The sequence below is a fragment of the Cyclobacterium sp. genome (genome assembly GCF_014762705.1).
Taxonomy (GTDB): Bacteria; Bacteroidota; Bacteroidia; order Cytophagales; family Cyclobacteriaceae; genus Cyclobacterium.
In genome coordinates this window covers 159,551-183,384 of the sequence record NZ_JABURL010000119.1, presented here as the reverse complement: position 1 = coordinate 183,384, position 23,834 = coordinate 159,551, and the positions used below count along the sequence as shown (strand labels likewise).

The 23,834-nt window shown below is 41.1% G+C and carries 18 protein-coding genes; 7 read left to right on the top strand and 11 right to left on the bottom strand.

What is annotated here, in order from left to right; genetic code table 11:
• Window positions 1–322 precede the first annotated feature (322 nt).
• The 3 genes from HUJ21_RS24070 to HUJ21_RS24060 are packed head-to-tail and all read right to left on the bottom strand — an operon-like array spanning window position 323 to window position 1,860.
• Window positions 323–931: a flavodoxin gene (locus HUJ21_RS24070; RefSeq protein WP_291373525.1), complete on the bottom strand. Its 609-nt coding sequence runs from the start codon at window positions 929–931 to the stop codon at window positions 323–325.
• 13 nt (window positions 932–944) lie between these two features.
• A complete protein-coding gene (locus HUJ21_RS24065; RefSeq protein ID WP_291373523.1) occupies window positions 945–1,391 on the bottom strand; it encodes a nuclear transport factor 2 family protein in 447 nt (148 codons plus the stop codon).
• 19 nt (window positions 1,392–1,410) lie between these two features.
• The gene (locus tag HUJ21_RS24060; protein ID WP_291373521.1) at window positions 1,411–1,860 is read right to left on the bottom strand and encodes a nuclear transport factor 2 family protein; all 450 of its coding nucleotides are present in this window, start codon (window positions 1,858–1,860) and stop codon (window positions 1,411–1,413) included.
• A gap of 272 nt (window positions 1,861–2,132) precedes the next feature.
• Between HUJ21_RS24060 and HUJ21_RS24055 the strand changes: the two genes are divergently transcribed.
• Together HUJ21_RS24055 and HUJ21_RS24050 are read left to right on the top strand one after the other, a co-directional pair.
• Window positions 2,133–3,131, top strand: coding sequence for a sensor histidine kinase (locus tag HUJ21_RS24055; protein WP_291373520.1), 999 nt, complete (start codon window positions 2,133–2,135; stop codon window positions 3,129–3,131).
• Window positions 3,128–3,835 (top strand): LytTR family DNA-binding domain-containing protein, encoded by a 708-nt coding sequence (locus HUJ21_RS24050; protein WP_291373519.1) that lies wholly within the window; start codon window positions 3,128–3,130, stop codon window positions 3,833–3,835. The genes HUJ21_RS24055 and HUJ21_RS24050 overlap by 4 nt, the downstream gene beginning before the upstream one ends.
• 313 nt (window positions 3,836–4,148) lie before the next feature.
• Here the strand turns inward: HUJ21_RS24050 and HUJ21_RS24045 are convergent, their stop codons facing one another.
• From HUJ21_RS24045 to HUJ21_RS24010, 8 genes are all read right to left on the bottom strand, one after another.
• Window positions 4,149–5,393 carry a polysaccharide deacetylase family protein gene (locus HUJ21_RS24045; RefSeq protein ID WP_291373517.1) on the bottom strand — a complete coding sequence of 415 codons (1,245 nt, stop codon included), beginning with the start codon at window positions 5,391–5,393 and terminating at the stop codon, window positions 4,149–4,151.
• A gap of 16 nt (window positions 5,394–5,409) precedes the next feature.
• Window positions 5,410–6,768: a neutral/alkaline non-lysosomal ceramidase N-terminal domain-containing protein gene (locus HUJ21_RS24040; RefSeq protein ID WP_291373515.1), complete on the bottom strand. Its 1,359-nt coding sequence runs from the start codon at window positions 6,766–6,768 to the stop codon at window positions 5,410–5,412.
• Complete coding sequence (locus HUJ21_RS24035) at window positions 6,765–8,144, bottom strand: hypothetical protein (RefSeq protein ID WP_291373513.1); 1,380 nt, start codon at window positions 8,142–8,144, stop codon at window positions 6,765–6,767. The genes HUJ21_RS24040 and HUJ21_RS24035 overlap by 4 nt, the downstream gene beginning before the upstream one ends.
• A gap of 48 nt (window positions 8,145–8,192) precedes the next feature.
• Window positions 8,193–11,309: a PVC-type heme-binding CxxCH protein gene (locus HUJ21_RS24030; RefSeq protein WP_291373511.1), complete on the bottom strand. Its 3,117-nt coding sequence runs from the start codon at window positions 11,307–11,309 to the stop codon at window positions 8,193–8,195.
• On the bottom strand, window positions 11,263–12,846 hold the full coding sequence (locus tag HUJ21_RS24025; protein WP_291373509.1) for a SusD/RagB family nutrient-binding outer membrane lipoprotein: 1,584 nt from the start codon (window positions 12,844–12,846) through the stop codon (window positions 11,263–11,265). The genes HUJ21_RS24030 and HUJ21_RS24025 overlap by 47 nt, the downstream gene beginning before the upstream one ends.
• Before the next feature lie 63 nt (window positions 12,847–12,909).
• A complete protein-coding gene (locus HUJ21_RS24020; RefSeq protein WP_291373508.1) occupies window positions 12,910–16,218 on the bottom strand; it encodes a SusC/RagA family TonB-linked outer membrane protein in 3,309 nt (1,102 codons plus the stop codon).
• Window positions 16,219–16,411: 193 nt separating this feature from the next.
• Window positions 16,412–17,407 carry a FecR domain-containing protein gene (locus HUJ21_RS24015; RefSeq protein WP_291373507.1) on the bottom strand — a complete coding sequence of 332 codons (996 nt, stop codon included), beginning with the start codon at window positions 17,405–17,407 and terminating at the stop codon, window positions 16,412–16,414.
• Window positions 17,408–17,671: 264 nt separating this feature from the next.
• Window positions 17,672–18,418 carry an RNA polymerase sigma-70 factor gene (locus HUJ21_RS24010; protein ID WP_291373505.1) on the bottom strand — a complete coding sequence of 249 codons (747 nt, stop codon included), beginning with the start codon at window positions 18,416–18,418 and terminating at the stop codon, window positions 17,672–17,674.
• 310 nt (window positions 18,419–18,728) lie between these two features.
• Between HUJ21_RS24010 and HUJ21_RS24005 the strand changes: the two genes are divergently transcribed.
• From HUJ21_RS24005 to HUJ21_RS23985, 5 genes are all read left to right on the top strand, one after another.
• Entirely contained in the window at window positions 18,729–20,480 is a 1,752-nt protein-coding gene (locus HUJ21_RS24005; RefSeq protein ID WP_291373503.1) for a histidine kinase, read from the top strand.
• Window positions 20,477–21,250: a LytTR family transcriptional regulator DNA-binding domain-containing protein gene (locus HUJ21_RS24000; RefSeq protein WP_291373502.1), complete on the top strand. Its 774-nt coding sequence runs from the start codon at window positions 20,477–20,479 to the stop codon at window positions 21,248–21,250. The genes HUJ21_RS24005 and HUJ21_RS24000 overlap by 4 nt, the downstream gene beginning before the upstream one ends.
• A 73-nt stretch (window positions 21,251–21,323) precedes the next feature.
• A complete protein-coding gene (locus tag HUJ21_RS23995; protein ID WP_291373501.1) occupies window positions 21,324–21,650 on the top strand; it encodes a hypothetical protein in 327 nt (108 codons plus the stop codon).
• A 343-nt stretch (window positions 21,651–21,993) separates the two neighbouring features.
• Window positions 21,994–23,130 (top strand): DUF4221 family protein, encoded by a 1,137-nt coding sequence (locus tag HUJ21_RS23990; RefSeq protein ID WP_291373499.1) that lies wholly within the window; start codon window positions 21,994–21,996, stop codon window positions 23,128–23,130.
• 201 nt (window positions 23,131–23,331) lie between these two features.
• Window positions 23,332–23,541, top strand: coding sequence for a hypothetical protein (locus tag HUJ21_RS23985; protein ID WP_291373497.1), 210 nt, complete (start codon window positions 23,332–23,334; stop codon window positions 23,539–23,541).
• Window positions 23,542–23,834 lie beyond the last annotated feature (293 nt).

The following is a 23,834-nucleotide window of genomic DNA, read 5'->3' as shown; positions in this document are numbered from 1 at the left end:
GCGAGTCCTATTCAAATCAAATCGATTAGCCGGTAAAGCGCACTGACAGGAAATCCATCATTTTTGTTCTTATCTCTTCTACTTTAAATATGGGACCGAAATAAGGAGCCTCTTTGAAGATAATCCATTCACTTTAATATACTGATTTGTAGCAATCTATTTATAAGTTTCACTGATTACATATCCTCAAAACTATTTACCTTATATAAGCATTTACATAGCACCAATTCAATCACCTCCGGACCTCAGTTAATTTCCATTCCATTTAATTTCACCTGTACAGGTACGTATCCCATCTATACAGGGCAATTATCCTGATTCTTTAAATGCCAAGACCGTTCAACCAATCATCGACCGCTCTTCTTACTTCCTCTTCTTTTTCTCCTTCCATCACAAACAAAACTCCGTCTCGCTCGATCCCACCTCTGGTAGAGTAACCTTCCAGAATAGTACTATCAGGACAGAGCTCTTCAACCTTGTCAAAGCTACTTCCGATTCCATACCCCGCATTGGTATTGAAGGGAATTACCATTTTGCCACTGAGGTCATTTTCACTTAGAAATGTCTTCATCGGGGGCGGTAGCTGCATGCCCCAGGTAGGGAAGCCTACAAACACTGTCCGATACTGAGATAAGTCAACCTCGGTTTTTAATGGAGGAAGAATACCCGTCTCATTTTCTTTGGCTACCTGGGCAACGATGGCATCATAATCTTCCGGGTAAGGGGTTTCCAGCTCCAGGCTTACAAGCGCTCCTCCCACTTTTTCCTGAATCATCTCTGCCACCGCTTTGGTGTTTTTGGTGCGTGAGAGATAGACAATGAGGTTCTCGTCCGAGGATTTTTCACCCGGAATATCTAAGGCTTCCGTTTGGGTTTGGCCGGAGCAACTTAAAGCAGTGGTCAGGTAAATGAAAAGGAGAAATAATCTCATGGCTGTATTGTTTTTACCGGTCTGCAGGTCCTATTAATTTGGTGAATGACAGGGAGCCCAACTTCCAGCCCTCTGCTTTTTTAATATATACTTCCGTGACTTCAAATGGATTGGTTACTTCATTGCCGCCCACTTCAGCGATCAAGGTGATGCGGTTCAGCAAAATGGCCGTGTTGTCGATGATTTCGACAGAAACTTCGTGAATGTCTGCGTCTTTATACCAGATGCCACCGCTACGGATAATGTCTACTTCACGCTCCTTTCCCCAGGCACCACCCATATGGACAAAAACAGATTTGTCGTCAAAGAGCTCTGCGAGTTTATCCGCATCTTTGTCAGCCATCCACTGCCATTTGGTTTTTGAAAGCTCGATGATTTCCTGTTTGGCGTTATCCTCCTGGGCAAAGAGAAATGGTGTAATTAGGAAGAGGAGAAGAAATCCTAGAAATGCTTTTTTCATGGTCATTACTTTTTTAGAATTAATGTTCGATCTCGTGGGTATCTCTTACGCTGCTGAAAGTGAAAACCAGCATTTTCCAGTCTTCGCCCTGCTTTTGGTAGACTTCAGTTACCGTAAATTCATTTTCCACATCACTGCCTCTGACGTGGGCTGTCAAGGTGATTCGATTCCAGACTACCGCGGTATTTCCAGAAATCTCAACGGCTGTATCATGTACCTCAGCATTTTTATACCAGATACTTCCCGACTCGATGATCTCCAGTTCACGGTCTGTTTTCCAGCTTCCACTCATGTGGACAAACCTGGCTTGATCGTCAAACAGTTTTTCAAGTTTCGATATGTCTTTATCAGCCATCCATTGCCATTTGTCCAGGGAGAGTTTTTTGATTTTCTGCTCTGTTACTGATTGAGCAAAAGTGAGGGAGATGTTTAAAAGGAAGAGCGAAATAACAAAAAGGTACTTTTTCATATAGATTTAAGTTTTATTAAATTATTTTCAATGTGCGGCAGCAGTAAATGACCCACTTTTTCACTACTAATTGACGAAAAATAATCCAAAGATTTTGGCAACATCAATAGAAAGCATGATTCTCTCACCCGAACGACAAATTTGATCAACGAATGAAAATGGGCAGCTTTGGCATTTACCACTTATTGAATAAAAATTGCCTTCTGTAGATCACAACTGTCTGTTGGATGATCCCTTTATTTTCGTGTTATTTAAAAGGCTAAATTTCCGCCATGAAAAATAATTTTATCTCGCGACCGGCATTTTATGCATTGCATGTCCTTTTCTGGCTGTGTTACGGGGCGATTTTGTATGCGTCTTTAAGCAATTGGATCAATTCCTCTAGTGAAATCTGGGGCGCAGTAATTTCTGATGTCCTGACATCCTCCTCCATTGCCTATTTGAATTATTACTTGTTGTTACCGAAACTCTATAAGAAAGGAAAGTATTCCGGCTATATTATGGCGTCTATTGCCGTGGTAGTTACCATAGTGCTTTTGCGGGTTAACCTCCTCGGTATGACGCACCGGTCTGTTACCTATACCTACTTTATCAGATCAGTTCCCGCTTTTGGCTTCTACCTTATCACTACTGTTATCTGGTTTTTTGCCAACATGATTTCGGCGCAACGAAATGAAATCGAACTTCGCAACAGCCAATTGGCATCTGAGCTAAAGTTTTTGAAACTTCAGCTCAGCCCTCATTTTCTGTTCAATACCTTAAATAATATCTATTCGATGGCCTATTTCAAGGAGGACAACACCGCACCTGCGGTCATGAAGCTCTCTGAAATGATGCGCCATATGCTGTATGAGGATCAGGGGCGCTTTGTTCCCCTTGCCAAAGAAATTAAGTTTATGGAAAATTTCATTGAACTTTGGAGGTTAAAGTTGGATGAAAAACCAACGATTGAATTCAGCCATGAGGGCGTAAAGGACAGGCATAGTATCGCTCACCTTATATTTTTGGTTTTCCTTGAGAATTCCTTTAAACATGGCAATACCATTGATGGACGGATTGCAATTAAACTAACCATCGATAAAGAAGATGTGCTACACTTTTACATCAGGAATGATGTACTAAAAGCACGTAAAACAGCTGAAGAAGAAAGTGGTGTCGGCCTTTCGAATGTGAAGAAGAGACTCAACCTGATTTATCCGGAAAAACACGAGCTGGTACTGGATCAAACTACCAGCTCCTTCGAAGTGAACTTAAAAATAGACCTGAAATGAACTACCAAATCCTTATCGTGGACGACGAGCCGCCAGCCAGGAAATTGCTTTCGGACTACGTTTCCAAGGTTGGCAATTTGGAATTGGCTGGCGTTTGTAGCAATGGGGAAGAAGCGATGGGTTTTCTAAAGAAAAATCCTGTTGATATTCTTTTGCTTGATATCCGTATGCCATTGATGACCGGAATAGATTTGCTCAACGAACTCCCAAATAGGCCATTAACGATCTTTGTAACGGCCTATGAAGAATACGCAGTCAAAGGATATGAGCTGGATGTGATCGATTACCTGATGAAGCCGGTCTCTTTTGAGCGCTTCAGGAAAGCTATCGATAAGGCAGTGGAATACCTTTCCGTACAAGTTTCTGCTGAAGACACAACTGAGAAACCCGATTATTTTTTTATCAAAACCGACACCCGGATCGTCAAATTTTTGTACTCGGAGGTGCAGGCCATAGAGGCACAGAGAGAATATATCAAGATCATCACCCCGACCAGAAAGATCTTGTCGCTACTGTCCCTTACCAGTATAGCCAATGCCCTGCCGGGTGAGTTTGTTCGGATTCACCGCTCCTTTATTATCAACATGCGGCATATTGACGAAGTCCAATCCAATGAAGTGTTGATAGGAGAAGATCTTTATCCCATCAGCCGGAATTACAGGGAAGATTTTTTTAAAAAGCTGGGCGACAGAAAATTGCTATAGGGAATGCTAAATCAAGAAAAAACAAATTCATCTATTTATAAATATGCCGTACGATCAAAACTACGGCCAAAAAACTAAAAAAGCCCCGGAGGGCTTTTTATCACGTTTTCGATTTCCTGGCCTTTTCACCTTTTGGAGCAGCTACCTTTTTGCTGATACAGGAAATTTGCGTTTTCTGATATTGATCTGACTTCTATACCGTGGAGATTCCACTAACCGGAATTCTATGCTATTCTGGTCTACTACTATATACGAAATACCCTACTTCCTAATCGAGAAAAATGCAAGAGTAATAAATTTTTCCCCGTTTTGATTACTTCCCTACCGGCACCAGCGTCAGGGCTTTTAAATCCATCAATGCTCCATCTTCAAATTCCTCGCCGGAAGCCACGATGATCCGGTTAAAATCGGCTTCCAGTGACAGTTTACCTATCTTTGTTTTCTGAAAAGTCTCCCAGGATCCGGAAGGTTTTACAATCCCTTCAATGGTCTGATCGCCCGAGGTCAGCACAAAAGGTTTGCCTGCCTCCTCATCCGAAACAGACCATTCCATCCATACTTCGTACGTACCTTTCTTTGGAAGATCCAGATCCCATTCTACCCTGTCATTGGCTGTAAACCACCCAAATGCGTTCCACTCGGGCATGTATTTGATATCAGGACCTATCCCTTTGCCATTTTCCGATGTAAGGTAAACTGTTCCATTTTCTGAGGGCTCGGAAATACCGGGAATATTTAAATTACCTTCCATGGACGATCGTTTTTCCTTCACGTATTTGGCCACCGTACCTACCGGAGCAATCCAAATACCATTGGCCGGATCATTGGCATAGGCACAAAGCTTTCTCAGCATGCTCAAATAGGTAGTTTGATTGCCCTCCGTATTGGTTTCATGCCCTGCCAAAACCAACCATTGCCGGTTTTCTGCAGCCGCTTCTATTAAGGGTAAAATTTCTTCAAAGGACTTGTTGTCCATCTCCATACCGGTAAGCTGTGCCATGTCAACATAATAGGGGTCCACTGGGGCTTCATCCTTCCAGCCCCTTCCCGAGAGAAACAGTTCTGAGATCAGGGGTACATAACTTTGGGTACGTTCTCCCTTACCAACGTACGTAAGTCCGCAAGGATAGGCGAAAACTTCCGGTCTCACACCCAGTAGCCGCTCCACTTCATCATTGGCGGCGATCAATTCCTTTCGCATTCGTTCCAGGGTGTAATCTTCAAGGGCCTTATTTCTGGACCATACAAAATTACCACTACAGGGGTGATAAAGAGAGTGATTACCAATCTCATGTCCTGTATCTACCACCATTTCCCAGCCTGGAATATCTCTTTCCATGCTGGAGGGAACCACATAAAAAGTAGCCTTTACCCCATACTCATTCAATAAGGCTGCCCCAGGGCTGGGATTACTAGCCCGGGCATCGTCAAAACTTAAACTGATGGCCATTTTTTTACCGTCCGGCCAGGGGAAATCCGGGTTTTGGGCACCTGCGGTAAAAACCAGGAAAACAGATAAATTGACTATACATGCGGTTACTGAAAATAGTGACTTCATCTCTTTATTAGTTTAATTATTTACTTTTTAATTCACTTTGTAGATACGACAATACTGCCTCTCCGAACTTTGTCCCAGCATTGGGAACAAATGGGGATACCGTAGGTTCATATCCCTTGTAGGCCCATTCCTCCTCGGTTAGCATGTACCCCAACCAGCCGTTGGTATACCCATAATAAAAGGTATAGGGAAACGGAGACCGATCTCTTACCTCATTCGAAATTTCGCAAAACAGTTCCAGGGGACTTGCCCAAATACCTATTTTGTCATTGATGTTCAGAAAACGCGCAGGTACTTTAATCATTTTAACATCGGCCGTGGCATCCACAAGGTAATCATTTAAAGTTTCAGGCCACTTTAATCCTTCCTTCACAGGGGTCAGAAACTCCATCTCCGATGCACTAAAAGAAACCCAATCTTCGTAGTGCTGGATTTCCTCACTGCCCATCAGTATTTTATCTCCCAGCAGCCTTCTGAATTGATTCAGTCTTCCTGACCTGGCATCTGGATATACACTGTAAATAGGTGCGATGTTACCAGCAGCACCGTTGATAAATAGCATTGGCGCTCCTGATCTTTCTTCCACATAGTTGGATACCACTCCCGAAACGTCACCGCTAATCAATAAATTTTGTCCCCCCAAAACTGTCCCATGTATTGCATAATTGGCCACCGTGGCCATTAATCGGTGGTCTTCCTGATGCACTATTTTTAGTATACCAATCTTACGGTCTACCGGTCCATCCGGGTTCAACCCCAAAAAAGCAATATCATCAATATCCCTGGCTCTTCGATTAATATTCGCGAATGAATGTCCCCAACCCACGCCCAGGCTGGCAGGAGACAGCTCACTAATCCCTCTTTCAATACCACCCAATAATTTGGAGGTTACCAAATCCGTATAGGTCGTATCAATGGGGTGGGTATACCGCTCTCCCATAAAAGCCGCCGGGAGTCCGGGCCCGCCTACTTCCGGTGCAGAATGCGTATGTGTTACCGACCACCAAAAATTATTTCGTGTTATCCCAAACTTCTGCTCCACCAATTTGGCTACCCGATCATAGGTGGCGGGAGAGACCAAACAAATATCGGTGGAAACCAGCGCAAAGATTGACTGACCGTCATCTAATAGTAAAATCTGATGGTAAATACTATCCAGAACACCTTCAGATTGACGAGCTCCATACCCTAAAAGGAATTTTGATACTTTTGGGGTAATATTTTCCTTGACCACTGCTGCCCTAAAGTCTCCGGCAAAAGAAATTTGGCTTGATAAAAGCAGAACCAGCACCAAGACGAAAAAGACTACAATGGATCTATTCTTTTGGTCGGACTTAAAGGGAGTGGCAACTATTAATTGAGAAAATCTCATCATTTACTTGATTTTGGTAAAATAGAATAAATGCCGCTCATGATCGTCTCCTCCACGTCCTCAGTAAATTTGGAGGGCTTCTCGTACCCAATCATGGCTGTTTCTGCTTCATACCCACCCTCTCGCAATATCCGGAGCGAGGGAATATAGCAGGGCATATCATTGGCATAGGCATTTACCCAAACCCGATCTTCTCCCAACTCCTGCTTTAGCCTTAAGGCATAATCTACCACTACCTCTCCGGCCATAAAGATCATTACCAACTCTTTCCCGAAATCCCAAACCTGAATGGGATAATCTATTTTCTCAGGAATATCCCCGCTTCTAGCCATTCGACCCAGTAATAACAGGGAGTAATTGCTTGTCCTGCCCGAGCCTTTGGCATCCGCTGCCAGTTTTTTCGGGTCCGGCATAGTGGCAAAGGTCAGTTCCACATATTTCATTTTGCCCTCAGGCAGTTGTCCAATGCCCTTCCAGTCATTGGTAGCCAGCAAGCGCTGCACCTCATCCGCAATTTGTTTTCCCTGGTCTTTCGCATATACTAAATCCATCTCCGGCTTATCTGTATTCATCCGAGGTGAAGAATTCTGATCGGCACCGCAGCCTATGACCACCATGGCCATGGCTCCGGGAGGTAAGTTTTCTTCCATCTGGAGTTGGGCCTCCCCTACCCAATCCCCATGAACCACATTATTTAAAGGGCCAAGGGTTACTGCATGACAGGCGTAATTTACCAACACGGCCTTTGTTTCTCCCTTCATGTCTGTAATTTTCATTACCGGTAATGAATGGTCCGTAACACCATTTGGGTTAATGGAAGTCCTCCTATTGATTGCAAAACCCACCTCACCTTTGGTATGGGATACCAGCGACGGGGAAGCGTTTTCAATCGCTTCCATGGCCAGGGTTTTCAATTTTGGCACCAGTCCCATGGCAAAAAGGGCAATCTCAGCTAGCTCGTCAGGATCCAGTGGTTTATGAAAATGAGAAACAATATTTCCAATTTGCGGACCACTATGGGTATGGGAGGCACAAATGGAGAGGTTCGCAGGTAATATATTGATTTCCCGGGCAAGGGCTTCCCTTACTTTTTGCGTAATCTGATGCGGAATACCCAGTAAGTCTACAGTTATAATTATACGGTATCCTGTTTTTTCATCACCAAAGGCCATCACTTTGGCCCATAAATCGTGATGAACAGCTTCGAAGGGAACATCCCGGCTGGAATAGCCGGTTAGCCTAACCGGCGTTTCAGGAGTAATAATCACTCTTGCAAGCCCTACATTCAGGGGCTTGGGGGCTACTCCAAAACCAGTCAGCTGAAAGGCTCCGAAAGCCAGTAGTGATAGTATCAAACGTTTCATGAATATCAATTTCATTTTCTTTGGGTTACTTGTGAAATTATTGTAATAAGTCCTGCAATTGCATTATTCGGCTTTACGTATATAAGCAAGTAAATCTGCCATTTCCTGTACCGAAATACCTTGCTCAAGGCCGGTGGGCATGGCAGACATTTCTATTAGTTTCAGCGTCTTTATATTGGTTCTGGAAATGTTCTTGTCAATTCCTCCTGCATTCCTGAGGTTGATTGCCGTGGGAGTCTCCGAGGAAATAAGTCCCTGATGAAGCTCCCCGTTTTGTAATTCTACTTCCCAAAGATCAAAGCCATCCGCAATGGACGAATTAGGATTGAGAATATCCGTCATTATACTGGCAGGACGTCTGTTTTTCAGAGAGGATAGGTCTGGCCCAAAGGCAAGCCCCTGATCCTCTCCCATTTGGTGACAGATAGCGCAATTTTCCCGAAAAACCCTGGCCCCTTCATCTATGGTTCCCTTAAGTTCCAGGGCAGGTTGGTAGGTCTCCATAATTTTCTCACTTTCGCCTTCTGGCCGGGTCAAAATGGCCCTGGCCCTTACCCTGAGCGTTTCGTCTTTGTTGGCCATCAAGCCTACACTTCTTCTCCAGCCAATAGTGGCCTTTTGAATCAATCCATCCTCCAGGGCACTCAATAAAACAGTAATCCGCTCACCATTCATCATCATCGCACTAACAGCTGCATCCCTTAATTCGGGCGTGAAACTTTCCCACCGATCGATCACCAATTTTGAAAAGGAACTATCCTCAGATTTACTTAAAGCACGAAAAGCAGCCAACTGAACAGGCAGTGGCTCTCCAACCTGCACCATCCCTACCAACATGTCGTGGTATTGGATCGGATCTGTCAAAGCCAAAAACCGGATGCCTAAGCTCCTTTCTTCACCACTTAACGTTCGGTTCATGGCAATTTTTCTTGCTTCTGCCAAAGCCTCTTCCTTACCTGCGACGTTATCCAGTCCAATACCCTCCAGCACCTGCAGGGCTGCTTCCTGTACTTCTGCTGAGGGGTGATTAAAAATATTACTTGCCAAAAGGCCAGCAGCTGCGCTATGTGTACCTTCCAATTCCTTACTCTTGATTCCTTGTGCCAAACCACGCAAAAGAGCAGGTTGCCAATTGTAGTTGTCTTGCGCATTGCGTTGGGTTGCCCGTTTCACCATGGTGAAAATAGTCCTTTCATCCATACTGGCACCAACCATGGAGGCCAGTTTTTGCACCATACCATCATAGGCAGGCGTGCGGGTATATTGGTTCAAGACCGGATCAATAAGCCGGCTACTTTCTGAAAACGGAGCCGAAAGCGCTGCCAATTGCACCCATTTATCATCAATATCTCTAAACAAAAGTTCTTTTCTTGCCTGAAAAGCACTTTCACTTTCAATGTACCCCAGTGTTTGCATCAACTGAAACCTAACCTTTGGATCGGAATCATCTTTCAAAGCCAGCAATTGAGGGACAAGCTCGGGGGAAGAAGCTAAAAAGAGCTCTGATAATTTCACCGCATTTTCGCGAACCCCGGGCACAGGGTCATTTAATGCCCCGGCTACCGTTTCTACATCAAGCGCTCCCATTCCCTGCAATGTCCATAAAGCATGAAGCCGGCCCATAGGGCTTTCCCCGGAGACTGCAATTTGCTTTAAAGAGGGGCTAAGATTCGTCGGTTTCCGATCTACTAATATCCTTTGGGCATTCATTCTCCACCAGGCATTTTTATGAGACAGATGACCCATTAATTCTTCGGGAGATGCTTCCCCTAAAGTCAATTTATCGGACCAATCAATCGGTGATGTGCCCTTGGGTGTAATGCGGTAAATTCTACCTTTGTCTGTACCATTATACAAGGCTCCCGATTGAACCACTTCTTCTGCCATCCATTCGGGATGTTCTATAATCTGACGGTAATAATCAAGGATATACAAGGCTCCATCAGGGCCAATATAGGCATTGACTGGCCGAAACCAGGCATCCGTGGACGCCAAAAACTCCTTATCAGGATGCTCCCTGGAGGCTATAAACCCTGTCCCATCGCTCTTTACAAAATCCACATGTACGATATTACTTACCGGTTCTGAAACAAAGGTGGCCTGATCATATCGCTCCGGAAAAGCTGCTCCCAGGTAGGCCGTCAGTCCGCAGGCAGATGTCATAACGCCCAGGTCCGTCAATAGCTGATGCTGTGGATTGATGGTGATCGGAAAAACCTCTGCGCCACTTCCATGGTCAGAGGAAGATTGAGTAACCTCTGTAATCACCAAATGAGGATTTCTTTGCAGGTATTCTGCGGTAAGAACTTCCTGGATGATATGGTTGCTGTTGTTTACCAAAAACCGGTGTCCGAAGGCATCGGCAGTATGGCCAAATTGGGTCCTGCTACTCAGCAATTCAAGGTCATAGGAGTCAGGCTTAAACCGGATGCTTCGCCCCCCTGCATTTTGGGGAAGTCGGTTCAAGTCCGGCTTCTCCGGGAAATAGACATCGGTACCTTTATCACCGAATTTATCTTCGTAAATGGTGGTGGTAACCGAAGGCTCATGTCCCAAATAAATCCAGTTATCCAAAGCCAATTTAGGGGTATTAACATTGTGCTGGGGATTAGATAAGGCAAAGCCTGTAAGGAGGGTTGATTTGATATCTGCCTTACCGTCTCCGTCACTGTCTTCCAAATAAAATACATTTGGTGGATCTGTTACGATTAGGCCTTGCTTCCAGCGCATGATCCCTGTAGGCATCAGCAAACTATCCGCAAAAATGACACTTTCATCCATTATCCCGTCTCCATTTGTATCTGATAAACGTTTCACTCTGCCTGAACCACTGAGATCCAGCGGGTAACCATGCATCTCTACAACATATAACCTGCCTTGTTCATCTATTTCCATGGCGACGGGATCTGATACAAGCGGCTCACCTGCAATAAGCTCAATCTGGAAGCCTTCTTCCAGAGAAAATGTAGACAAGGCATTTTCCAATGACCTATCATCAGATGGAACCCCGGAATGGCAGGCAAAAACCGTCAGTCCTACCCCCAAAAGTAGAGGTAGGATCCGAAGGTGATAAAGACAAACGTTAATTGCAGGTACACACAAATTCTTTTTTAGCATATTTTTATTGATTCGTTCAATCCACATCCCACCAAAGAGGAGTGAAAATATTATCTTCTCCATTTAAATACAAATTAATTGCTTCGGCTACAGAAGCCTGGCTACTATTGGTAATGGAGGTAGGATAACTTATCCGCTTTATAAATTCTCCTCCTGAAAATTCACTGTAATTAACGGCAACAGGATATAATTTGGGATAGCCTGTCCTCCTAAACTCAGACCAGGCTTCCTGACCATCAGGATACATTGCTATCCATTTCTGAGTGATAATTCTTTCAAGCTTCCTTTCAAAGGAATCATTTTCTTCCCATTTTACGGTAATATCTGTCATCGGAGAGGCATTGTTTTCTGCATTGTAGGGGTCTACATAGGGTAGCTGTTTACCCGTGCTATTATTGAGGTATTCCTCGGCGCCTCCAACACCATTTGCACTAAAGGAAACGCGAATACCCTCCTCATAGAAGTCTTTTGCTGTACCTCCCATGTTCCAACCCCTGAGCGCCCCTTCTGCCCGAAGAAAGAAACTCTCGGCCACATCCATTACTTTCACATACGGATTTCCGAAAAAATTCACTTGAGAAAACCCTAGATAAGGTCGCGGACCAAAAATGGCTCCTGATCTCACTCCTTTGATCTGCCCATTAAGTGCGGGATCTGAAGCAGGTATGGCATAAACGGGTAATCTCGGATCATTATACCCCCCAAGTAATGTTTCAACCATTGCATTTATGCGGGTTTCCTGCCATGCTGAAGTAATTGTTTCCAGAGGATGTATGGTCCCGGTTGACATTTCAAACGAGGCATCACCCGCGGTCAAAACTCCTCCATCCAACAAAGCGCTCTCAGCTTCCTGCTTAGCCCTGTCGGGATTTACTTTTGAAATCCGAATGGCAAGTCTTAGCCGTAAGGTGTTGGCTACTCTTATCCAGGTAGCATAATCTCCTCCGTATCTTGATTTATCAAATTTTGCATACCTTACCTTATCTGCATCCGGATTTTCTTCTTCAGCTTGCTTTAAAACCGCCACAGCTTCTTTCAATTCCGCAAAAAACACCTCATATGCTTCCTCTACCGAATCAAAACTCACATCACTGGATTCACCGTATTTTGAATAAGGAATCGGTCCAAATATATCGGCCAGCCTATGGCCTGCAAAAGTTTTAAAAATAATCGACAAGGCATAAAGGTCCGGGTAGGATTGATCAAAGCCCTTTTTTTTCATCATGACCCATTGATCCAACACCTTTTCAGAGGGTACTAACCAAATTTGATTGTTCCAGCTATCAACCATCGCATAGGTTCCATTATTTCTGTTATCGAAAAATGGTGCCGGTAGACTCATATATCCGCCATAATTATCTGCGTTTAAGTTTTGTTGCATCTCAATTCGCCAGGTGGTGAGGACATCCATTATCCCAAGTTGCATACCTGGAAGGGAAACTCCACCTTCATTTGCATCATGTCTTAGCAATTCATCTGTAATTAACTTTTGATCCTTATTGAGATCCTGCATGTATTCCACACAAGAACCCGACAATAAAAGGATTCCGGCCATCAAGATTGCATTCAAACAGGTTTTATTTATGATATGATTTTTCATCTTTTTTATATTTTAGTTGACATACTCAGGAAAAATTCATTTGAAACGAACGTTTTCGATGAATTAAAATATAGCTCTTAAACTAGCCCCAAATGATCTCGTTTGGGGTTGACTAAAGGAAGCAATACCTTCGGAGGTGGGAGAAGTATTTACACTGATCTCAGGGTCAAATGGAGCATTTTTGAAAAAGAAAAACAGGTTACGTCCGATTAATGATAAGTTTAATTCCTTGATGAAGTCATTGGTTATTGGCAAATTATAACCTATTTGAAACTCCCTTAACCTAACATTTGTCGCATCGTAGAAATATTCAGAGGCTATAGCTGTGGCTCCCGCACCGGTTTGGTTTAAATAAAATTCTTTGGCATCCACTACCTGCCCATTTACCAGAACTCCTCCATTATCCCTTGCGACTCCAGTTCGTTCAGAGAGGCCTTTATAGTCCAACCACACTTCTGTTCGGTTGACTACCCCCCCTCCAAACCTGCTGTCTATCAGGAAAGACAAAGAAAACTGCTTATAGGCAAAGGAATTATTCAATCCAGCCAGAAAATCAGGGTTTGCATTCCCAATGAACTGATCCGGGTTTGGTGAGACCAGGGGAACCCCTGCCTCATTGGTTATAAGGTTTCCTTCATCGTCTCTTTGGTAGGTCCTGCCATACATGTCTCCAAAAGCACCATATTCCCCATCCTGGGGTCTTGTCAGGAAGATGGATACCAGCCTGCTTTGATTAAAACTGGTCAACACAAACCTTTCAGCTTCTAGAAGGTCACTCAATTGCCTGATCTGATTTTTATTGTGTGAAAAATTGAGCGATGAAGCCCATTTGACACTTCCTAAATTTGTGTTGTAATTGATAATTCCTTCTATTCCTTTATTTCGAATAATGCCTCCATTTATCCAGAAATTTGATGCACCTGCTCCGGCTGGAGCCTGAATTTGTAGTATTTGATCATATGTGGTGGCATTGTAATAGTTTAAATTAACAGTCAATCGGTTATTGAAAAACCGAAGCTCCGTGCCGACTTCATAGGACTTCGTTCTTTCGGGGTTAAGGTTTAAGGTATCACTACCATCAAAATAAGGAAGTGTGCCTCTGGGATTAATATTTCCATTATTATCCAAAGACATCGGTGGTGTCCAGTTGGCAATACCAAAAGGAAGACTGTTTCCAACCTCCGCATACGAAGAAGATACTTTTGCAAAGGATAAAACACCTGAAGAACCTGAGCGACTGTTCGATGCATCTTTTAGAATATAAGAAACGCCCACCGATGGGTAGAAGAAGGATTGAGAAACAGTAGAACTCCATTCATTCCTTCCTGTTATATCCAAGTAGACTTTATCCCTGAAACCAAGGGTAGCATTTCCAAATGCCGCCTGAGTCATGCTCTTTCTAAGGCTTTCACTTTTATTAAATAATCCATTTAAAGCAAAAACGGAGAAATAATTGGGAAATGTCAAGGAGGTGGCAACCGTACTTGAAAGATTCAACCCACTGCTGGTAGTTTCCCGATTACTAAAACCCAGTGTCCCTGCCAAATTAAAATCACTGCTAATGTTTTTATTACCAATCAATAACAAATCAGAATAAATATTATTTACAGAAGATCGACTGATTCCGTATCCTCCATTTGGACCAGCTACAGTCGCCTGAGTACTGGCATAATTTCTAAATTCCGATTTATCAAATATCTTATCATAGGTAACTCTCCCTTGTAAATCCAACCAGCTGTAAAGCTCAAGTTTGGCTGTAATGGCAGAAATGGTATGATCCCTTAAAAAATCGCGCTGATTTCTGTTCTGCACCCAGTAAGGATTTTGATTGGGAAAGGTTTCATTCCGGATGTAGGGCCAATTTTGAACATACATCGCCCGAACAGGATCCCAAACTTCAAAATTGTCCTTGTTGTATTTTGAAAAATCATCCCCTACCGGAAAGGAATATATTCCTGGAAGCGCACTATAGCCCCCTGCTGAATTTTGATTATAGATCTTCTGGTCGGTGTAGTTTATGGAAGCATCAACTGATAATTTATCATTAAAAAACTGAGAGGTTAACCTTACCGTAAAATTGTTCTGCTCTAAATCATTTTCAGGAAGTATTCCGCTTGCATTGGTATTTGAATAGGACATATAAATCTGACCAATTTCACTCCCATTAGAAAATGAAACCGAATTGATCATGGTTTGACCCGGCTCAAAAAATTCCTTCAGATGACTGTCGCTCCCGTTACTGATTCTCTCCCCCCAACTATCATTAAAATTTGGATTTGTCTGACCGTATGAGGTTTGTAGTTTTGGCAAATCCACAGCATTTTCTACAGTAAAGGTTGATGAAAACTCCACCTTAGAAACACCATGCATTCCTTTCTTTGTATTGACCAGAATAACTCCGTTGGCTGCTTCACTTCCATATAAAGCCGCAGCAGATGCTCCCTTTAACACCTGAATACTTTCAATATCTTCAGGATTATAATTGGAAAGGATGTCTGTGCCGCCAATCATGGGTACCCCGTTTAGAACAAACAAAGGTTCACTATTGCCCGTTAGTGATTTATTCCCGCGCAAAAGGATTCGTGGTGCACTTCCCGGCCCAAAATTACCTTTGGTAATAACTGCTCCTGCTACCTTTCCTGCCAGGCTATTCATGAAATTTGGATCTTTCACTTTTATCGCTTCATCAGGAGAAACTTTCTGAGTGGCGTAAGTAATGCTTTTAGGATCCTTTTCCACGCCTAAAGCAGTTACAACCACTTCATTTAAACCTTGAATATCTTCTTCAAGAATTACATTTACGGTAGATGTTTCAGAAACGCTAATCTCCTTTTCTTTAAACCCGATGGAAGAAAACACTAATATTACTCCGCTACTGCCCGGAACTTCCAATTTGTATTCTCCATTGATGTCGGTGACAGTCCCATTGGAGGTTCCTTTCACCAAAACAGTTACTCCGGGTAATAGCTCCCCATCTGGAGAAGTTACCTTCCCCGAAATAATCATTTCAATTAATTTAATTTGAGAAATTTTACTTTTTATATCACTAATATTGGATTGGTTTAAAATGATTTGTTTCCCCAGCACAAAGTACTTTACGTTTCGTGGGGAAAAAATCTGATCCAATACCAAACCCAACTCCTTATTTTTAATGTTTAACGAAATGGTCTCTTCAGGCTTTACCATCCCAACCGAATAAGCAAATTTCACATCAGCTATTTCTTCAATTTGCTCCAAAACTTCCTTTATAGGCCTCTCATTAATTTCCAATGAAAGATTGATTTTCAATACATTCTGTGCGCTAGAAGGGCCAGCAAATGAAACCCCTGTAACTATCAGCAGAATAATCAGTTGAACCAATGATATTCTCATTATTTTTGTAAATAATGCAGTGTGGTGTATTTGAATTTTCATACATTTGTAAAGTTTTTGTTACACAATAATTAAGGCAAAAACATCCCTTTAGGCTATATGCCTTCGCAGTAGGGAAATAATTAGGTCAAAAGTGGCTCAAACACTTTTGGCCTATTTTTTTTTCATTTTAATTCATTCACATATACTTTTTTTAGTTTAAACATCCCTTTCCATCAAGGTAAATTTGATCTTCTATTTGGTAATATTTGGCATTTAATGCCCTCGATATAATTTCAAGGCAAACATCTAATGTTTCGTAGGTCAAATTAGCAGTAATACGGCAACCATATAATGCTTTATTCTTTATACGAATGTCCACCTCGTGTACCTGATTCAATTTGTCAATAATCTCCTGTATAGGATCTTCCTCGAACTTCAACTCCCTGGTAGTCTCAGGAACAAAGACAGGAGAATCATTCTTTTTTATCCCCATCCCTGAAGGGGCTGCCTTATTGAAACTTACCTTTTCCCGGGATTTTAATACCACATTTTCCCGACTTCCATCTTCCCGACTTAAGGACACCCTGACACTTCCCGTTAATACTTCAACAGCCTTTTCACTCTCCTCTTCGTAATCCCTTACATTAAAACTGGTGCCTAATACTTTGGTAACCATGTCTTTTGAATAGATGATAAAGGGTCGATTCTTATCTCTTACCACATCAAAGAAAGCTTCTCCTTCCAAATGAACCTCTCTGCTATCACGGTCAAATTGATCCGGATAGTATAACTTGCTGTCGCTCTTTAGCCAGACAATACTTCCGTCTGACAAATGGACTTCATTAACTTTTACATCCAAATGAGAAATGGTGTCATTTTTAAGTTTTGAATGATTGTTCACCAATAGTGAAACAGTAATCACACTTATAATTAAAACAGCTGCAATTCGAAGAATATAGGTATATCCAATAGGTATTAAACCCTTACTGATAGGACTTGCAGCATATTTTGCATCCTCTTTTGCATCTATTTTACCATTTATCCTCTTCAAAATACTTTGACCTATGCTACTTAGCTCCTCTTTGGTAAAATTCTTCTTCCGATTATTTAACGAATCATACCATTGGTCTATAACCTGATCTTCTCTGGCTGATGTACGACCAAATCGATAATTCCTTAAAATTTCTTTAATTTTTTTTATTCTCAATTCCGGCCTGATCTATAATATAAATTCCAAATAAAACTGACTGATATAGTAAAGTCAGTTAAATACCACCGGAGTACTATCGATGGCAAAAAAAAATAATATCAAAACGGGCAAAAACCCAAGACAACTATATGGTATAAAAGCATTTTTTAGAAATATTACGATTATTCTTTTTGTAAAAAAAATATATTGTACTGTTCAATGGCAATCTTTATTATGGAATTAGAATAAAATTGCCTTTTACACCATAAAGATAAAATGAGATTAACTAAATATTAAATAAATAAAAGTGGCAAAAATGATCCATAAATAACTATGGTTAAGGTGTGCTTTGAGTATTTTTAGCGCTTTTGATATTTGATTTTTAACGGTCTGTTTTGAAACCTCGAGTCTTTCAGCAATTTCATCCAAGGATAAATTTTCATCACGACTTAATTGGTAAACCAGCTTTACTTTTGGAGACAATTTATTAATACCAACCTCCACCCTTTTTTCCACTTCTTCTGCAAGCAATGTATTGGACGTTCCATTGTCAAGCTCACTAAATGCGTCCTTTAAGGTGGCAAGATGTTTTCTCCTGACTTTTTTAAATTCAAAATGGTTAATAATTTTGTATTTTAATGCGGTAAACAAATAGGCTTTCAAAGAAGAACTAATTTCAAAATCTTCTCTTTTCATCCAAATTGAAACAAATAAGTCCTGAATGAGGTCTTCTGCTTCTTCTTTTTCTCCCAGCTTCTTAAGCGCACAGAAAAACAATCCTTTCCAATACCTGTTGTAAATGCAGTTAAAAGCATCCCTATCCCCCTTTTTTAAAAGAACTAATAGGTCATCGTCGGTATGGTTGACTAGATTTTTGATAATGGTAACGTGAATAAGGTGATGAAACGGCCGTAGTGATAAATTTATCAAAGAATTCGCTATTTCCAAAATAGATTTTTCAGAATGCAAATTGTATAAAAATGAGGATTTACAAAACAAACCATTGCTTTGCGAAATATGACCGACCATCCTTTTTACCTTCTTTTCATCAATTTTTTAAGCTCCCGACAGAATGCACGCTCGTGAATAATAATCCAAATTGGTTCAAACTGAGAAACGCTATCTGACATTTTAAGGATAAAATGGCAAACCTAACTGAATAATGATTTACCTGCGACAAAGGAAAGCCTAGGCGGAATATTCCATAAATTAAGCACTTCATCGGAAAAAGCTAAATTATTATTTGATAACCCTGTTTATTTGAACCGAACTTTTAAATCCAAAAATCATGCAACAGTTGTTATTTAGCTTAATTGTCCTGGTAGCCACCTTCAATTCAATGCAGGCAAACCCAACTACAAAACCCTATGAAGAAACCACCTGGAATGTAATTCGGGAAAGACTTTTTAATGGAGAAAACGCAAACGCCTATAGGTTTGAAGAGGATATTCGTTTACAAGTAATAGGCCTGAAAACACAACAGGATTCTTTGATCATCACAAGAATGATAAGCGAATTAAACGGGCTACTCGAAACCGTAAAAATAAAAATGGTAAATGAGAACCCAAATTTCAAACTAACACTAATGCAGGAACCTGGAGGTATTTCATCAAATAATTGGAAACGAACCTCCGGTTCTAAAATAGTATTTGTCAATTTGGACATTGGGATTCCCGATTTAACTGACACCATACCTGCGAACGTAATTTATTTCCATACCATTCGCAACTTAACCAAGTTATTTATGCCTCAGCAAGGCGAAACCGGATATGGCGGTATTTTTGATTCTTCTGATGCCTCCAAAGCTGAATTCAAGGAAATAGATAAGGACTTGCTAAAAAAGTTATACTCCAGCGATTTCTATGAAAAACTGAAAAAAAGCACTGTAGAAAAATTCGGCTATCAATACTATTTAGATTTGAGGTACCAGAAGCTAACAAGTAACCTTTCCTATTTTTTAAAGGCAATTTTAATTCTATTCGGATTCCTGTTTTTTCTTTCAAAAGAATCTAAAAGGAAAAAAAACCCAAGCTTACTGATGTATATTAAGCAGAGAGCAATTATCCTATTTATCCTTCCCTTTTTTCATACTATAGTCACAACATCCGAAGGTTCTTTGTCCTTTTTAGTCAGTAGCCCAGGTGCTTTTATCGCCAACATCATGGGAACGGTTTTACAAGCGTTGTTGGTTCTCGTTTTTCTGTATTATACAGAACCGGTATTTGTTAAGAAGTTAGATAATTTTGTTGGAAAGCAGGCTTTTATCTTTCTGAGCACCCTTTTTGCCGGACTTATAGTCCCAATAATTTTGGTTTTTCCGTATTTACTGATTTTCTATCCGAACTTAATTTCAAGTTTAACATTTTCTACTTTCTTGCTCCCAAACACAACCTATTTTTTCCTGATAGCATCGGTTGCGACACTCCGTGTATTCTATAACTTTGTTAACTATCGCATCCAAAGCATGGTAAACCAAAAAGACGTAGAAATTGCCAAAATGAAAGAATTAAAAAATCAGGCAGAACTGAATGCGATTCATTCGCGGATTAACCCACATTTTCTTTATAATTCGCTAAATTCTATAGCCAGCCTGGCACATATCGACGCCGGCAAAACCGAGGATATGGCTACAGGCCTTTCAGAACTTTTCAGGTATTCGATTAATAAGGAAAACAAAAACTATGTTTCGGTTGCTGAGGAACTGGATATGGTTAAAAACTACTTAGAAATCGAAAAAACTCGTTTTGGTGATAATCTTGAATACGAAATAAATGCTGATGAAAATACGCTTGAAAAACAAATTCCTAAATTTTTAATTCAACCCCTTGTCGAAAATGCGGTAAAACATGGGGTTTCACAAATAAAAGCCAAGGGAAAAATTGTAGTGGTGGTAAAACAACATAAGAAGGAATTATGGATTTCGATTTATGACAACGGTCCCGACTTTCCTGAAGAACCCGTAAGCGGATACGGTCTGCAGAACCTGAATGATAAACTGGAAATTATATATGGAAATAATGCACACATCAATTGGGAGAACGGAGCAAATAAACATTTTAAAGTCACACTGAAAAATCAATTCAATTCATGAAAATTAACCGACCCTATAAAACTATTATTGTCGATGACGAACCTCTGGCACGATTACGTCTTCAAACATTAATGAGGGAATATCCGGATTTTTTTGAAATAATTGCCGAAGCGGCAAACGGAGAGGAAGCCATAGAAAAAATCACCCAAATGAAGCCGGAATTACTATTTTTAGATATTCAGATGCCAGTAATCAGTGGGTTTGATGTACTCAAAAATTTAAACTATTCCCCTAAGGTAATATTTTGTACTGCTTTTGACGAGTTTGCATTGAAAGCTTTTGATACCAATTGCCTCGACTATCTGGTAAAGCCACTCACAAAAGAGCGGTTTGCTAAAACCCTTGAAAAGCTCGACCAACCCATCAATAAAATCAATTCCGAAATTAATCTCAACAAACTCATTGAGCAGTTTGCCCAGGAATATAAGAAAAACGAAGCCTCCTCCATTCCGGTAAAAGTTGGTGATCGCATTATTTTTCTGCGGCTGGAGGAAGTTTCTTACCTACAGGCCGACGAGAAATATGTGTCTATTGTTACCAAATATGCTAAATCGTATATTTTAGATTCGAGTTTAAAGAAGTTAGAAGACAAATTGCCCGCTTATTTTATCCGGGTACACAAGTCATATCTCATTAATAAAAATTTGTTAAAGGAAATCCGGAAACACTTTAATAGCCGTTTTTTATTGATTATGGATGATTATTCTCAAAGCGAAATTACCAGCGGACGTAGTTACTACCAGACAATAAAATCTTTATTTGACTACTAATTTTGCTGTCTGGCCCATACACCAGATAGGTTTTTTTCATACAATGCTATAAATTGTAGGACCTACAATCAACATGAAAGCATTAGCCAAAGATCTTAATGTGCCTAACAAGTGGACCACTGCCCTCTTTGTTATTTATTTGATTGCATTGGTCTGGATACTGCTTTTAAAGTTAGGGGTGGAATTCTCCTATATGGAAAATAGAAATACCAACTTCAGTCCATTTAATGAACCGATTTTTCTCACTGCTGAAAACATGTTGAAAGCATTGATTTTTGTACCCCCAGGCATTTATGCAGGGGTTTTATTTAGCAGGCCGGACATTTCTAAAGGAAACCTGTTTTCCCCCTTTCGCATTAACCCAAAGCCTGAGATTTTCCTCAATGTAAGGCCACCCTGATAAAGCCCAATTCATCCCCAATATTCGCGAAAATCCAAATATCCCCCTCCCGGACAAAGTACTGCAGGGGATTTTCTTCCAATTGGGGAACGGGTGCTTCAGCCAATAACTCAAAATCAGTAGTAATTTGTTTTTCATAATTATTTCGGTATTAATTGGGGAAGTCGAAATTATACCTTTTTACGAAAAAAATAGGTTAAAAAAGGTTAAAGTACCGAAACCATAACATATTTTAAGGTTATTCTTAGTATTTTCAAAACATTAAATGATTGTAATAAGGTAACATAGTGCGGTATTCCGGCTGTCGGAGAACGATAGGTAGAAACAAAACCAAATCGAAAAAATGAAAAAATATACGATAGTCATTGGCTTGCTTGTCATTTTTGGCTGCTCGGAAAATAAACCCCAATCCGATAGCAATCTGGATTTTGATTTGACCCAGGACACGGTTGTAATTGATCCTAAGGGCGGCATTATAAATCTTAAGTATGGGCTTTCCAGTCCAGAGCTTTCCAGTGATGGGAAATACCTTTATCACTATTCGCATGGAGAAGCTAAGTTTGATAAAATCAATCTGGAAAATTTGGAATTGGAGGAGACGCTCCAGTTTGAAAAAGAAGGCCCAAATGGAATGGGTTCTTACATAGGAGGCTATTCACTTAATTTAAGCGACCAGTTAATGATCTGGTCTAATGGGCTCAACGCTGTTTTTGACCAACTAGGCAAAAAAGTCAGGGACTTAAAATTGACCAAAATTGCCCCAGAACTAAAGGGTCCGGAAGCATTTCCCTTTCGCCTGATGGAGCATCCCAGTGACCCGAATACGATTTTCGGCCTGTATGTTCAAAATCTTGAAAACCAGTATTTTTTAGCCAAGGTTGATCTGGAAAACGAAACGTACGAAAAAATATCATTGCCTGAAACGGAGAAACTCGATAACTACCGGATGGAAATAGAACAAGGTGGAAGGCCGGCCGGAGCTTTTAGACCGGTACCTATGGCAACTAAAATCCGGGATAATAAAATTGTACTGACCAACGGCGCTTACAATGAAGCTTATGTCTACGATATTTCGATGGATTCTCTCTACCTGATTTCGTGGGACAGTAAGCTCACTGGAAACCAAAATGAGTATAAACTCCCAAAAACCGTAGAGCTGGAGCAAGCAGAAGAACACAGAAGAAAATTCAAGGAGTCGATCAATTTTTTAGACCCTATATGGGATCCTATTTCCGAGCGATATGTTCGACTTTCATTTAAAACCAAATTTTCCGCAGACCTCAATGAATATGGCGAAGCCGAAGAAATTGGTGCTGAAGTTTTTCTAACTGTTTTGGACAAGGACCTGAATATTATTAAAGAGACCTTCCTGGACCAGTATCAAAAAAACCCTCGAACCCACTTTTTCATCGACAACAAAATCTGGTTGTATGAAAATATAGCTGATGAATTGGGCTTTGTGAGAATTACGGTAGATTAAAATCCGCATCGAAAAAATTAATAAGGTGTTAAGGGTGGCTTTTCTATATTAGCTCTTTATCTGGTGAATTGACCCTCCTTTCCTCTTATTTTTGTCCCTGAATCGGTTAGCTACCCGGGTCAGGCTTTGAAACAAAAAAGGTCCAGAAATTTTGATTTATGGTCCTTTTTCTGACGTTTATATTTAGTCAAAACACCAGATGTGGGATATAAAACCAAAGTCCAGCTTATCAAAAGGCTGAAAAGCGAACAATCCTATGTGAATTTTCCGGCAGCCCTTGCGCAGGCAATGGAATTCACCGCCGGTGCAGAGGTTGAATGGCTCGTTGACGACCATCAACGGCTGGAGTTAAGTAGAAATGATGCTGCCGTGGCAGCGCTGAAAGAAAAACTGAAGACAAAGCCAGCATAACATCAATACCTGGTGCGGTGGACTTCAACAACAATAACCCTGGTTTAAACCCGGGGATCACGAGTCTATCTATCCTGCCCACAACCCCGGAGTGGGTTGAACCTCGGCCGGTGAATCCTCTTCGCCTTCCACCTATACCACTTCAGAAGTTGACCATGAACCGATATTAAGGAATCCTTATTGAAACTCATACACGGCATATTCAACCCCTTCAGGGGTTGTGGGTTTATCGTTTCCTAACGGCCGTGGGCTGCACCCGCGGTTATTGTTGTTCAGGCCGTTCAGGCCTGGGT